General features: G+C 49.1%; 9 protein-coding genes. 7 read left to right on the top strand and 2 right to left on the bottom strand.

Annotated elements, in window-relative coordinates; all coding sequences use genetic code 11:
* The first annotated feature begins 151 nt into the window (after window positions 1–151).
* Window positions 152–2,110, top strand: coding sequence for a sialate O-acetylesterase (locus tag BMW79_RS15405; protein WP_089896199.1), 1,959 nt, complete (start codon window positions 152–154; stop codon window positions 2,108–2,110).
* A gap of 197 nt (window positions 2,111–2,307) precedes the next feature.
* Window positions 2,308–3,714, top strand: coding sequence for a hypothetical protein (locus tag BMW79_RS15400; protein WP_089896198.1), 1,407 nt, complete (start codon window positions 2,308–2,310; stop codon window positions 3,712–3,714).
* 87 nt (window positions 3,715–3,801) lie between these two features.
* Here BMW79_RS15400 and BMW79_RS15395 read toward each other — a convergent pair whose 3' ends face one another.
* Window positions 3,802–4,380 (bottom strand): NADPH-dependent FMN reductase, encoded by a 579-nt coding sequence (locus BMW79_RS15395; RefSeq protein WP_089896196.1) that lies wholly within the window; start codon window positions 4,378–4,380, stop codon window positions 3,802–3,804.
* Between the two features lie 170 nt (window positions 4,381–4,550).
* Here BMW79_RS15395 and BMW79_RS15390 point away from each other — a divergent pair, with 170 nt between their 5' ends.
* From BMW79_RS15390 to BMW79_RS15370, 5 genes are all read left to right on the top strand, one after another.
* Window positions 4,551–5,147, top strand: coding sequence for an RNA polymerase sigma factor (locus BMW79_RS15390; protein ID WP_089896194.1), 597 nt, complete (start codon window positions 4,551–4,553; stop codon window positions 5,145–5,147).
* Between the two features lie 49 nt (window positions 5,148–5,196).
* Window positions 5,197–6,207: a FecR family protein gene (locus tag BMW79_RS15385; protein WP_089896192.1), complete on the top strand. Its 1,011-nt coding sequence runs from the start codon at window positions 5,197–5,199 to the stop codon at window positions 6,205–6,207.
* A gap of 138 nt (window positions 6,208–6,345) precedes the next feature.
* The gene (locus BMW79_RS15380; RefSeq protein WP_089896190.1) at window positions 6,346–9,762 is read left to right on the top strand and encodes a SusC/RagA family TonB-linked outer membrane protein; all 3,417 of its coding nucleotides are present in this window, start codon (window positions 6,346–6,348) and stop codon (window positions 9,760–9,762) included.
* A 21-nt stretch (window positions 9,763–9,783) separates the two neighbouring features.
* Window positions 9,784–11,235, top strand: a complete 1,452-nt coding sequence (locus BMW79_RS15375; RefSeq protein ID WP_089896188.1) for a RagB/SusD family nutrient uptake outer membrane protein — start codon at window positions 9,784–9,786, stop codon at window positions 11,233–11,235.
* Window positions 11,235–13,475, top strand: a complete 2,241-nt coding sequence (locus BMW79_RS15370) for a GH92 family glycosyl hydrolase (protein ID WP_089896187.1) — start codon at window positions 11,235–11,237, stop codon at window positions 13,473–13,475. Before BMW79_RS15375 ends, BMW79_RS15370 begins: the two co-directional genes overlap by 1 nt.
* Window positions 13,476–13,546: 71 nt before the next feature.
* Here the strand turns inward: BMW79_RS15370 and BMW79_RS15365 are convergent, their stop codons facing one another.
* On the bottom strand, window positions 13,547–14,716 hold the full coding sequence (locus BMW79_RS15365) for a glycoside hydrolase family 130 protein (RefSeq protein ID WP_245752505.1): 1,170 nt from the start codon (window positions 14,714–14,716) through the stop codon (window positions 13,547–13,549).
* Between the last annotated feature and the right edge of the window lie 9 nt (window positions 14,717–14,725).

The raw sequence follows: 14,725 nt of genomic DNA, 5'->3' as shown, positions 1-14,725 counted from the left end.
ATAATTTTAAGACCGCATTACTTCCCTGCCGGCATCACATTTCAAGCTATTATCCGCCGCCGGTCCTCAAAAATTATAAATTGATAGTTGTCTTTATTACATTTATACACACGCATCGATTCAACATACGCTACGAACAATTACCACAATTATGAAAAAAACAGTTTTATTGCTGGCGGCAACCATGATAAGTTCCTTCAGCTTCGCCGACGTTCGTTTACCCAACGTTTTCGGAGATAACATGGTACTGCAGCGCGACAAACCCATTCCGGTATGGGGCTGGGCAGATAAGAATGAAAAAATTACGATCCGGTTCAATCAACAGGTCACTACCGTAAAAGCAGACAAAAACGGACAATGGAAAGTATTGCTGCAACCGGAAAAAGCCGGAGGCCCGTATACCTTATCCGTAAATGGCAAAAACAATGTTACCCTGAAAGATGTGCTGATGGGCGATGTATGGATCTGCAGCGGGCAATCCAACATGGAATTTCATGTGAATGATGTACTGAACGCCGACAAAGAAAAAGCACAATCCGCCAATCCGCAGATCCGGCATTTTTACCTGCCAAAAGATATGGCGGTAACACCTAAAACGGATGTAAAGAAAAGCGAGTGGCTGGCTGCTGATCCAGAAAATACGGGCAGCTTCACAGCGGTAGGTTACTTCTTTGCAAAGGCGCTCAACGAACAACTGCATGTACCTATCGGGTTAATACATACCTCCTGGGGCGGCACAATCGTGGAAACCTGGATCAGCCGCGAAGGACTGGCCGGCAGCGACGATTTCCGCGACCTGATGAAAGAAACACCGGTGCTGAACATGGATTCCTTTGCACTCGTGGCCAAAACCAAACAGCAACAACTTATTCAATCTATACAAGGAAGCTTGCCGGATGAAGCCACTGCTAATACCTGGTCGGCCGTAAACACCAACGATCAGGCCTGGCAGCAAATGAAAGTACCTGGTCTCTGGGAGCAGCAAAAACTCCCCAACTTCGACGGCGTGGTATGGTTCCGTAAACACTTCACGGTGGCGGAAGACGATGCGGGTAAACCTGCGGAATTAAGCCTGGGCACTATCGACGACAACGACGTTACTTATATCAACGGCACACAAGTAGGCAACACAGCCGCCTACAATGCTTTCCGCCTCTATAAAATCCCCGCCGGCGTATTAAAGGCAGGCGATAACGTTATTGCGGTACGAATTGAAGACAATGCCGGCGGCGGCGGTTTCTACGGAGAAGCAGATGATGTTTTCCTGAAAATCAACAGCCGTAAACAATCACTGGCCGGCAACTGGACCTTCCGCATTGCTACTGCCCTGAATCCGGCTACCAGCGTAGGGCCTAACAGCTACCCTTCCCTCTTGTACAACGCCATGATCCACCCGGTGATCCCTTTTGCTATTAAAGGCGCCATCTGGTACCAGGGTGAAAGCAATGCCGATCGTGCTTACCAGTACCGCAAAGCGTTTCCGTTGCTGATCAACGACTGGCGCCGTTTGTGGAACCAGGGCGAGTTCCCTTTCTATTTTGTACAACTGGCCAGCTTTAATTCCAACAACGGCACCAGCAAAAATGGCAGCAAATGGGCGGAACTCAGAGAAGCACAAACGCTTTCCCTGAATGTACCCAATACCGGTATGGCCGTGATCACCGACATCGGTGAATCAAAGGATATTCACCCGAGAAATAAACAGGATGTAGGTAAAAGACTGGCAGCAGCAGCCCTCCACCAGACCTACGGACAAAATAACGTTTACAGCGGTCCTGTATACCAGGGTATGCAGGTAAACGGCAATAAAGTAACCCTTAGCTTTACCAGCGTGGGTAGCGGTCTGGAAGTAAAAGACAGATACGGTTATATCCGGGGATTTGAAGTGGCAGGCGCCGATCAGCAGTTCCACTATGCCAAAGCTTTTGTAGAAGGCGATAAGGTAGTGGTATATACCGATGAAGTAAAAACACCAGTAGCCGTGCGTTATGGCTGGGCAGATGATAACCTGGAAGATAACCTCTTTAATAAAGAAGGTTTCCCGGCATCTCCCTTCCGCACCGATAACTGGAAAAGTGTAACCGAAGCCGTGAAGTACAGCGTACGATAACAACTAATGCTATAAAGAAAGCCGTTCCTGCAAAACAGGAACGGCTTTCCTGTTTTATACACCTACCTCAGCCATAACAGAAAAAAACCAATCACTTTTATTCAAGATTTATTTTTTTCCTATATATTTATATTACTCAAAATAACATTTTTCTTATTCCACTAAGCAAATCGTCAAAACCCTAAACGCAACACACCATGCAAAAGAAATCCGGTATCACGGGTGCTTTACTGACCCTGTTTGTCATTGTTGTATTGGCATACAACTGCACCGACCATCCAAAAAAAGATCCTGGCACCACTTCTGAACAAGACTCTTCTGCCTGGCAGGCGGGAGCCTTCCAAAATCATCGGGACTCCGTACCATCTGCACAACAGTATCCCGATTCGCTTTTTGTGCTGAGCCATGATTACCCCTCTACCGCCAAACCGGTGGTAGATCCTTCCTGGCAAAGGGCGCTAAAGGGACAACCCATTTCGGCGTCCAATGTATTTGCTTACATGGACTCCCTGAAAAGCTATGTAGCACCGCACCTGCTCCCCTTTTTCACCAGCAACGCCACCTGGTCGGCTGCAAAGAATGGCTGGTTTCATGAGCCATGGCTTGGATCTCAAAGGGAATCTATCCTGGGCACTTATTTAGGCAATGGTAACCCGGCCAACATGTTTACCACCCTGAAAGAAGACGAGGCCGGTTATGTATTGACGCTGTATGATTCCACTGCTGCCTATACCGTAGGACAGATCTGGGGCGAAACCGGTCAGAAAGTAAACCTGATGAACAACGCCGCTCAGTTTAAAGAAGGCAGCGTGATCGTAAAACTGGCATTCTCCAACATCAACTACCCACAATGGTCCGTCATGGAAAATGCGCAAACCTTCCATGTGTTTGATACCATTCCTACACTGGCAGATCCGCGACTGGGATACCAGCTGCGCAAAGTCAGCTTCTTCCAGATGGACGTGATTGTAAAGGATAGTAAAACCTCTCCGAAAACAGGGTGGGTGTATTCTACTTTCGTTTATAAAAAAGATGCCAGTGGCTCCACCTGGGAAAAGATGGTACCATTGGGCGCCATGTGGGGAAATGATCCGGATATCAACAGCCCGATCGCACCTCCCTATCCTAAACTGAACGAAACAGTGATTAATCCAGATGCACCGGCCTATAGCAAAGAAACGCTGGGCTGGGGCGGCCGTTTAAGCGGACCAAACGACGGCGCCGTTACCCAGGTAGCCTACGACCTCGATACCAAAAAGAAATACACCAACCTGGCATTATCGTCCTGTATGAGCTGCCACTCACCTGCACAGGATACACTGAAAGCCTTCCTGCTACCCGCACCGGTGCCCAACTCTGATTCCTTCTTCGTGTTCACACCAGGTGGCCCGAGGTGGAAACTCTGGTTCCGCGATAACTACGGCGATGTGCCTTTCAGCCCCGGCCAGGTAGGCATGGACTACGACATGGTAATGGCATTTAAATCGATCCCCGCATTTGAAGCAGCGCAACCCACTGCAACCCGGAACAAACTACTCATGGAAAATATTGCTGCCATCAAAAAATTCAGACGGCATAACAGCAATAGTAGGTTCTGGCATTAAACGTCTTTTCGTAAACGGATAATCAACATAAAAACAACAAGGGTGTTTCATCTAAAAAATGAAACACCCTTGCCTTATTAAGTTTATTCAAAATAACGATGGCGCCGGTAGCAATTCCTCTTCCTTTCCAAGCACCACCGCTTCCAGGGCATCTACCAGTTTTCGTACCTGCATCTCCGTTGCCGCATCCGTTATCACACCCTGATCATTTACTTTCGTTTTCACCGACGATACTACCAATTGTGCGGCAGGTGCAATTTTCGACTCAATGATCAATAAAGTACCCAACAGCGACTGATGCGCCTTATGCCCGGATGTACCCGCCGTTACCAAAGCCACCGGCTTCCCGGAGAAATGCATAGAAGAAACGGTCCAGTCGATCGCATTTTTTAATGTACCAGGCACACCGATCGCATATTCCGGCGTGCAGATCAGCACCGCATCTGCGGCGGCCAGTTGCGCGCGGAACGCCTGCACCGCAGCAGGGGCGCTGTCGGCTGTCAGATCCAGGTCCGGGTTAAAATGAGGTATGTCCGTGAGGCTATCCAGTTGCGTTACCGCAAATCTGCCAGCCGACAGGTTACGGATGGCCTGAATCAGGTGATGATTGGAAGACGACTGCCGCGTGCTGCCACAAATGGCCAGTATTTGAATGGGTAATCTCATATGATGTTTCTTCAGAGTTGTAAATTTAGCAGAACAGCCAGCATCCGGCCATCAATTTTATTGATATGGCAATAGAGCATTCTGCATCTGCCGATATATTTTAAAAAAATCTCCGGAAAAAAAATATATTTGTCAGACCACGTTCCTGATATCAACTAAGAGAAGATTCCATGTATAATGAAACTGAATTGCTGAGCAGCATTGCTGCAGGGGATGAAGCCGCGTTTAAACAGTTATTTGAACGTCATAGAAAAAAGCTCTACCAGTATGTGATCACCGTTACCAAATCAAGAGAGGTGGCGGAGGAAATTGTCATAGATGTATTCCTGAAACTATGGACCGGCAGAGATCTCATCATTCATATCCAGAACATGGATGCTTTCCTGTACAAGGTGGCCTATAACAAAGCCATGGACTTCTTCAAACTGGCCGCCAAAAACGCCCGCCTCCAGAAACTGGTGAGCGAGCATATGGAAGCACATCAGGAACAGAGCGCCGATTACAGTCTGCTCAACAACGAGTGCCGCGAGATCCTTAATAATGCGTATAAACAACTATCTCCCCAACGACGACTCATGATTACCCTAAGCCGGGAAAAAGGCATGACGCATGAAGAAATCGCCACAGAACTCAATTTATCCCGTAATACCGTTAAAAATACTATTACAGACAGCCTGAAAATCATTAAACAATACCTGCTTAACCACCATATTACTCCCCAGGCTATTGTGTACCTGGTGGTATTCTCAGATTTATTTTCAGACTGATTAGTACTACCCCTTCTTTTTTGTCGTCATAGAGGTATATAACTGGTGTATGTCCTCGAATCCGTTACGACTAAAACTTTTACTGGAAAAATACCTGGCCAGCGATTGCACGCCGCAGGAGCTGGAAGAGTTCTGGACACTGATGTCGGAACTTTCGGAAAATGACCTTGTATCACAGGAACTGGCGGCGCTCTGGGAACGTATGCCCGACCAAACACGCGAACCTGCCTGGGACCAGCTTTACACCCGTTTACAGCAAAAAATCGGGGAAAGCGATATCGATATGGTACAGGTGATGACCGTAAAACGTCCAGGCGGGTTTAAGAAAATCGCTATCGCTGCTTCCGTATTACTGGCACTATTAACCGCCTGGTGGCTGATGCCGGCATCCAAACCTGCTCCTACCCTACATGTGCAACTTCCCGCTACTCAGCAGAATACCAATAAAGTGATCAAACTACCGGATGGCAGTATCGTAACGTTGAACGAAAACAGCGAATTAGACTACCCCGCTACTTTTCAGGGTAAAAACCGGGAAGTATCACTTAAGGGAGAAGCTTTCTTTGAAGTGGTACCCGATAAAAGCAAGCCATTCCTGGTACGCACGGGCAGCATCGTGACGCGCGTACTGGGCACCTCATTCAATATCAAAGCCACCGGCGGTACCGCCCCCATATCTGTGACCGTGAGCACCGGTAAAGTGCAGGTGCAACAGGATAATAAAACGGTACTGGCCGAACTGCAGGCCGGTGATCAACTGATCATCGACAAGGCCGCTATAGCGCCTTTACGTACAAAAGCCAATATGAAAGAAGTGCTGGTATGGAAAAATGATGAACCGGTTTTTGAAGACGTTACCCTTGAAACAGCTATTCCACTTATCAACCAATACTATGGCGTCAACATTCAAATCAGGGATGAGTCCCTGCGCACCAAAAAATTCACCGGAAATTTTATCAACGATCCAATGAAACAGGCACTGGACGTGATCTGTAAGCTAACAAACGCACAATGGCAAAAAGGAGCCGACAGTACAATATGGCTGGATAAACGATTTTAAAAAAGGCTATACTAAGGACGAGTTAGTATAGCCGGTTGTCTTAAACATTTGGTAAACATTTAAAAACTACCCAAAGGTATGAAATTTCTTATCAGGGGAAGGCTACGCCTTTTCCCAAAGCGAACGTTTGCGTATTATATGAAACTAAGTTGCTTACTCGCCTCTGCTTTTCTCCTGGGCATCAATATGCTGATTGCGGCTCCTGGCAAAGCGCAGCGGCTGGAAGAGGTAGACGTTATGGTCGGCCTGAAACACCAGCCCCTCAAAGAAGGGTTTAAACAGATCCAGCAGCAAAGCCATTTCAAATTCGCTTATGTGGAAGCTCAGCTGGCTGACTATGAACCCCTGACGCTGCCGGCAGAACGCAGGTCCGTACTACAAACACTGAACCTGCTCCTGCAACACACCTCTCTTTCCTGGTCGCTGAATGCCAACACCATCGTGATCACGGAAAAGTCTAAGCCTACTGTTATTATCACCCTTCTTCCCCCGGTTACCATCAGCGGAAAAGTGACGGATGAAAAAGGTAACGGACTTCCCAATGTAACCATCACCATTAAGAATGGTGGCGGCGGTGCCATTACCGATGTAAACGGTCACTACTCCATCCGGGTACCGGACGAAAAAAGCGTGATCATCTTCAGCATGATCGGCTATACCGCCGTAGAAGTTGCCGCCGGAAGCGGCAGCTCCAGGAATGTAGTAATGAAGGAAGAAACCCGCTCCCTGAATAATGTAGTAGTAATAGGATATGGCACCCAGAAGAAAAGAAATGTAACCGCCGCCATTTCCTCCGTACCCATGGCAGAAATGCGCGACATGCCACTGTCTAACGTGGCCACCGGCATGCAGGGAAAAATCCCCGGCGTGATTGTACAACAAACCGGCGGCGCTCCCGGTGCTACACCCGCCATCAAAGTGCGCGGCTTCGGCTCCATCAGCGCAGGTACCAATCCCCTCATTGTAGTAGATGGCAACATCGTGGATGCCAGCGTATTCAGTAACCTTAGCAGCAATGATGTACAAAGTATCGATGTACTGAAAGACGCCTCTTCCACCGCTATCTACGGCTCCAAAGGCTCCAACGGTGTACTGATTGTAACCACCAAACGCGGTAAAACCGGCGCTACGAAATTTAACGCCGACGTATACACGGGTTTCCAGGAACTCTCAAAAAAAATAGATGTATTAAACTCCCAGCAGTTTGCGGAATTCTCCAAAGAAGCCTCCAACAACGCCTATCTCGATAACGTACCCGGCGCCAGTATCAACGATCCAAACAGCGCCCGTCCTTCTTCGTATTTACGTTACCGTTATCCGCGCGGTGACCTGTTCGACTGGTTCAACTTTGACGATCCGGCAAAAGTAGCTGCCATGCCTACGTACGATTACCAGGATATGATTTTCCGCAAAGGCATGATCAATAACTACCAGGTAACCGCCAGCGGTGGCACCGATAAAGCACAATATCTCGTTACCGGTGGCTATCTCAAACAGGATGGCATCATCGATAAATCTACCCTGGACCGCTATTCTGTGCGTGCCAATGTAGACCTTAACATAACTGATCGTTTTAAACTGGGCGCCAATATTAACCCGGTATACAAAATTCAGCAGGAAGTAAACAGTGACGGGCACTGGGCCAGCAATGGGATCATCAACGCCGCTTTATCTGCCGTACCAATGACGCCCATCTGGAATGCCGACCACAGCGCCTATACCTCTCAAACCGCATTGGCCGTACCTTATGGCTGGCCCGGCATTACCAACCCGGTGGCGAATATCACCGAAAATCCGAGTGAACTGATCACCACCAACCTGCTCACCAACGTATATGCATCCTATCAGTTCCTGAAAGATTTCACATATCGGGCTACGGGCAATTTCAATGTAGGCTCCGGTAGAAGAAACGCTTACAAAACTTCCCGTCTGCCACTGAACCAGATCCTGCCACCTACACAGGCAGTAGGCGAAGCCTACTCCGATATGACCACCAGCTGGCTGTTCAACCAGACACTGAACTATACCAAAAATTCCGGCGCACATCACCTCGACCTGCTGTTAGGCATGGAAGCCTACAAATATCAGTTCCAGAGGAGCCAGGCGATCGGTACCTCCTATGCTAACGATGTAGTACCTACGCTGAATGCCGCAGGTCTACCCAGCACTGTCAACTCTTTCAGAACGGCTAATAGCTCTACGTCTTACTTCGGCCGCGCTACCTATAACTATAAAGAAAAATACATCGCCAATGTATCCCTGCGCGCCGATGGTTCTTCCATCTTCGGCAGCCAGAACAGGTGGGGCGTATTCCCCGCAGGTTCGGTAGGATGGGTGATCACGGAAGAACCGTTCATGAAAAACATCCCCACCGTATCCAACGCCAAACTGCGTGTGAGCTATGGCCTGGCAGGGAATAACCAGTTTACTTCCGACTACCCCTACCTCGCTACCCTCGACGCCGACAACTACAGCTTCAACAACACGCTGGTCAATGGTTTGGCGGCAGCTACCATGGGAAATCCTGAACTGGGATGGGAAAAGAGTAAACAGTTTGATGCCGGTATAGACATCGGGTTATTTCACGAAAGAATTGCCATCGGTATCGATTACTATAAAAGAAATACCAACGACCTGTTACTGGCCGTAAATGTGCCTACTATTACAGGTTTCAGCACCGCCGTTAAAAACATCGGCGCCATCGAAAACAAAGGATGGGAGTTTTCTCTTGCTACCCGCAACCTCACCGGCGCCTTTACCTGGAATACCAATGCCTCGATCTCCTTTAACCGTAATACCGTACTGGCATTAGGCCCTACGGGAGATCCGATCCGCAGTAACTCCGGCGTGAATGAAACCAACATCACCGTGATCGGCAAACCTATCGGTAACATCTATGGCTACAAACAGATTGGCATCTTCCAGAACCAGGCCGACCTGGATAAATTTCCACACGACGCCACTTCCAGACCTGGCGACGTGAAGTTTGAAGATGTGAACAAAGATGGTAAGATCACCGCAGATGACCGTACGATTATTGGCAATAGTCAGCCTGATTTTATCTATGGCCTCACCAACACTTTCCGTTATAAAAATTTCGACCTGATGGTAGCGATACAAGGCCAGCAGGGAGGACAGATCCTGAACCTCAGCCGACGCTTCTTTGAAAACGTGGAAGGCAGCGCTAACCAGCTCACTACTGTAATGAACCGCTGGCAGTCGGAAGCGAAACCTGGCAACGGTATTATTCCCCGCGCCAACCAACGCACCACCGGTAATAACAACGCTATTTCCGACCGTTGGGTAGAAGATGCTTCTTATCTGCGGATCCAGAACATCAGCCTGGGTTACCAGCTACCGGAAAAAATGCTGCAACATATCCGTTTGCAACAGGCCAGGATTTACCTGTCTGCACAAAATCTCTACACCTTTACCAACTACCTGAACTATAACCCGGAAGTAAGTAACTACGAAGGCGCACTCACCAGCGGGGTGGACTATGGCCGCTATCCGCTTGCCAGAACATTTGTAGTAGGTGTAAATATCGGATTCTGATCTTGTAAAAACTGAAAGAACATGCGCACAAAATATATATACATTTTACTGGCAACTACTGTTGCTTTTACCGCCTGCAGAAAGAGTTTCCTCGAACAGGTCCCTCCTTCCACGGCCACTGCCGAAAACTTTTATAAAACAGCCGACGACTTCAAAAATGCACTCAACGCCAACTATGGTTCCCTGCAATCCGGCGGTGTATTCGGTAATGCCTATGTATACGGCGATATACCATCGGACAACAACTTCCCGGTACCATCCGGCTCCGTCACCGACCAGGACGAATTTGACCGCTTCTATATCAAAACAACCAATCCCTTTGTAGCCGCCCGCTGGAACGACAGCTACAAAGCTATTTCCCGCAGCAATGCCATCCTCGACAGGATAGGCCCCATTGCGATGAGCGATTCCCTGAAAAAACGTTTCACCGGTGAAGCGCTGTTCCTGCGGGCGCTCGTATACTTCAACCTCGTACGTTCTTTCGGGGATGTACCTTTGGTGATAAAAGAACTGACCAATGCCAACCAGGCATATGAGTATACCCGCGATCCTGCCGCCAACGTATACACGCAGATTGAAAATGATCTGAAAACAGCAGAAACATCGCTGCCGGCCACTTACACCGGTGCAGACATTGGCAGGGCCACCAGCGGCGCTGCTAAAGCCCTGCTGGGTAAAGTGTTGCTCACACAGCGCAAATTTCCCGATGCAGCTGCCAAACTGAAAGAAGTAATCAACGCGGGCACCTATGGCATCCTCGACAAATATGCCGATGTATTTGATGTGAGCAAGAAAAATAACAAGGAATCTGTTTTTGACGTACAATACAAATCCGGTGGCGTGAAAGAAGGCAATCCATTGCCCAACTCTTTTGCGCCGGAGAACTCCGGCAACGCAGTGATCATGTTTGGCGGCGATGGTAACAACCAGCCTACACCAGACATGGAAAATGCCTATGAAGCAGGCGACTTGCGTAAAGGATTGTCTATGGCCACTTCTTACAAAAATGCCAGCGGCGCCACCGTAAATTATTACTTTGTAAAGAAGTACTTTGATGTACCGGCTACCAAGAATGATAACGGCAACAACTTTCCCGTAATCCGCTATGCAGACGTAGTGCTGATGTACGCGGAAGCACTCAATGAAGTTGGTTACCAGGCCGGCGGAGATGCATTCACCTGGCTGAATACCATCCGCAGGAGAGCAGGACTGGGCGATAAAACATCCACCGACCTGCCGGATCAGGGAGCTTTCCGCCTGGCGATTGAGAACGAACGCCGTGTGGAATTCGCCTTTGAAGGGCATCGCTGGTACGACCTGGTACGCACCAACAGGGCGATAGCGGTATTAAACGGCAAAAAAGCACAGATCCGTTTAGTAGCCGATCTTACGGCCGATAACATGGTGATACCGGTGCCGCAAAGCCAGATAGACATTAACCGGGATAAGATTAAACAAAACAAAGGATATTGATGATCAGAAAAATCGTTTATACGTTATGGTTATCAGCTGGTTTGGGGAGTGCTTCTGCACAAACCAACCAGCTGATTACTTATGTGGACCCGCTCACCGGTACGTCTAAAAGCACTACTGCTGCCGCCATGGCTCATGGCGCCGGCACCGAACAGCTGGCAAACACCATTCCCGCAGTGGGTACCCCCTTCGGAATGACGCAATGGACCCCGCAAACGCGGCTCACCGAACAGAAATGCGTAGCGCCCTATTATTATACCGACTCACTGTTTAGCGGATTCCGGGGTACCCATTGGCTGAATGGCTCCTGTACACAGGATTATGGCAGCTTTACCATTATGCCGGTTGCAGGAGCACTAAAAACAGCACCTGACGAGTACGCAGACACGTTTTCTGATAAAACGGAAGTAGCCACACCTGCTTACTACCGTGTGCAATTGAACAAGTACGCCATTAAATCTGAACTCACCGCCACCGCACGTTGCAGCATGATGCAATTCAGCTTTGACAATAACAGCGACGGCTATCTGCTGATCCGGCCCAACAGCGACAGGGGGAAAGGAGCAGTATACATCGACCGGCAGCGAAAGGAAATATCCGGCTACAACCCTGCGTTCCGGATCTACCAGGGACAGGGACAACCCGCCGGTTTCAGCGGCTACTTTGTGGTGCAGTTTGAAGAGGAATTTGCTGATGCACAGGTATTCCAGGAAGAACGTGTATTCATCGCCGATAGTCTTAAAGACCAGGCAAACATCGGTGTGGCAGTGAAATTAAAGGTACACAAAGGAAGTGTGATCCGCGTACGCGCAGGTACTTCTTTTACCAGTATTGCTGCTGCACGGGAAAATCTCGCCGCCGAAATTCCCAACTGGGATTTTACGGCCCTGGCCAGTAAAAACCGCGACTTATGGAACGAAGCCCTGGGTAAAATCACCGTAGAGGGATCTACCGAAAAAAACAAACAGGTATTTTATACCGCGCTGTATCATTCCATGCAGCACCCGCGCTTGTTCAATGATGTAACGGGTACCTATCCGGCATTTGCGCAATCTTACCAGGTAAAGCAACTCGAATCCGGCAATTACTACGATGATTTTTCCATGTGGGATATCTACCGCGCACAACTGCCACTGTATGAAATACTGGAAACTACGCTGATCAATGATTTTGTGCGCTCACTGATCCTCAAAGGCCAGCAGGGCGGCTGGTTGCCGATCTTCCCCTGCTGGAACAATTATACCGCCGCCATGGTCGGAGACCATGCCATTCCGTTCATCGCCTCTGCCTGGAACAAAGGCATCCGGAACTACGATATTCAGGAGGCATACCGGCTTATGCGTCAGAACGCCTTTGACACCGCCGCATTAGCGGATTACAAAGAAGGCAAAGGCCGCAGGGCGTTATCTTCTTACCTGAAATACGGCTATGTACCCCTGGAAGATGAGGTGCCATACGCATTCCATCGCCGCGAGCAGGTGTCCCGTACCCTGGAGTATGCATACGACGATTACGCATTGTCCACCATTGCGAAAGCTCTGCATAAAACCAGCGATTACAACGCGCTAAAGAAAAGGGCGGGTAACTATGCGAATGTGTTTGATCCGCAGCGGGGCTTCGTCAATGGCCGTTATGCTTCCGGCAAATGGTATGAAGCCCCGGACCCCGATAAAAAAGAATCCTTTATCACCGAAGGTACGCCGCGCCAGTATGGATTCTACATCCCACACGACATCCCTGGTATGATAAAATTGTATGGCGGTAAGCCATCATTTGAACGGGCACTGGATAGTCTTTTTATGAAACAGCAATACTGGCATGGCAATGAACCGGGCCAACAAATTCCTTTTCTCTACAATTATGCAGGTGCCGGGCAAAAAACAGCGGCGTATGTAAATGAAATCCGTACCACAGAATACAGCACCGGGCCGGGAGGCTTGTGTGGCAACGACGACGCCGGGCAGATCAGCGCCTGGTATGTATTTGCTGCGATGGGATTTTATCCCGTAAACCCGGTAGCACCGGAGTATGCGCTCACCGTTCCCGCTTTCAGCAATATTATCATTCACACAGGACATGGTACCACCACCACTATCCGCGTACATAACGACAATGGCTATCCGCTGTCTATTTCGCAGATCCTGAAAGATGGAAAAAAATATCCTGGCTTATTGCTGCAGCATAGTGATCTGATGAAAGGCGGCGTATTCGATATTTATACCGGGAATAGCGAACAATAAATAGGTCCCGTACGGAAAGACCCGCTGCAACAGTGTTATTTAAGGACGGCATTTGCAGCGGGTGGCGGGGACTATTCACCGATGGTTCCGGGCGCCGCAGGTAAAGGATCTCCGGGTGCAGGATGCTTCGGATCAAAAACCGCCACGCCTACCCTGCTGTCGGCGCAGCCGTAGTATAAAAACCATTTGTGTTTAAAATAAACCAGTCCTTCAATAAAAACGGTACCCGCCGTATACTGCCCGCTTTTCTCAAATGCTTCCATCGGCCGTAGAAAAGGTACATCCAGTCGGGCGATGGCCTTTTCCGGATCCTGTTTATCAAACAATACCTGTCCGGCGCTGTAGGTATTGGCCGTGAACCGCTGATCTCCTTCCTCCCCCGGCTGATTTTTGCCGTTATACAGCAACAGGATGCCCTTATCCGTGATAATGGCCGGCGGGCCGCACTCCGTTAAACCACTGTCGAAATAACCCTTCCTGGGCCTTATAAGGGCTTTGAGCGCTCCATGATCGTTGGTAACCGGTTGCCAGTCGACCAGGTTATCGGAAGTTGCGGCAAATACACCAGCTTCTCCCCAATACATCCAGTATTTACCATTCACTTTTGCGATCACCTGTTTTCCCTTTTCCAGGCGGGTAACAATGGAAGCTGATTTATGCGGGGCATCCACAAATTTACCACCCTCGGCTTTCCTGAAAATGGGGCCGTGTTTGGTCCAATGCACCAGATCTTTGCTGGTAGCAACTCCCAGGCGGGGTACCTGCCGGTTCCATTGCGTATAGAACACCACGTAGGTACCATCTACGGTAACGGCTACACGGGGATCTTCACAACCGCCGGGCCATTCGTAGGTTTGCTGGTCATCTTTGCGGGGATATAACACCGGCGCCTGCTTCCGGCGGAAAGTAGTGCCATTTTTACTGGTGGCGTACCCGATGCGGGAAGTCCGCATACCAATCTGTATTCCCGACTTATCTTCTGCGCGGTACAACACCACAATCTTTCCGTTCTTTACCACTGCTGCCGGGTTAAAGGTGTCGTTCGACTCCCAGTATACCAGGCGGTTCAACAGCGAATCATAAAAATGGGTGGTAGTATCCGTACCGATCACCGGATTTAAGCCCGCAGGCCGTACAAAACCGCCTAAAGCCCAATCAGGCAGATGGTTGGTTTGCGCCAGAAGAGGCTGCTGCAGAAGACCTATTGTAGCTGCGAGCAGAAACAGTAATTTGCTTTTCACAGTGGTTTG

The sequence above is a fragment of the Chitinophaga arvensicola genome, assembly GCF_900110835.1.
Lineage (GTDB): Bacteria > Bacteroidota > Bacteroidia > Chitinophagales > Chitinophagaceae > Chitinophaga > Chitinophaga arvensicola.
This window is presented reverse-complemented; position numbering and strand designations above follow the sequence as displayed.

Excerpts from the sequence above, each read along its gene's own strand:
- BMW79_RS15405 (WP_089896199.1), top strand. The coding sequence starts at position 152 with ATGAAAAAAACAGTTTTATTGCTGGCGGCAACCATGATAAGTTCCTTC.
- BMW79_RS15400 (WP_089896198.1), top strand. The coding sequence starts at position 2,308 with ATGCAAAAGAAATCCGGTATCACGGGTGCTTTACTGACCCTGTTTGTC.
- BMW79_RS15395 (WP_089896196.1), bottom strand. The coding sequence starts at position 4,380 with ATGAGATTACCCATTCAAATACTGGCCATTTGTGGCAGCACGCGGCAG.
- BMW79_RS15390 (WP_089896194.1), top strand. The coding sequence starts at position 4,551 with ATGTATAATGAAACTGAATTGCTGAGCAGCATTGCTGCAGGGGATGAA.
- BMW79_RS15385 (WP_089896192.1), top strand. The coding sequence starts at position 5,197 with ATGTCCTCGAATCCGTTACGACTAAAACTTTTACTGGAAAAATACCTG.
- BMW79_RS15380 (WP_089896190.1), top strand. The coding sequence starts at position 6,346 with ATGAAACTAAGTTGCTTACTCGCCTCTGCTTTTCTCCTGGGCATCAAT.
- BMW79_RS15375 (WP_089896188.1), top strand. The coding sequence starts at position 9,784 with ATGCGCACAAAATATATATACATTTTACTGGCAACTACTGTTGCTTTT.
- BMW79_RS15370 (WP_089896187.1), top strand. The coding sequence starts at position 11,235 with ATGATCAGAAAAATCGTTTATACGTTATGGTTATCAGCTGGTTTGGGG.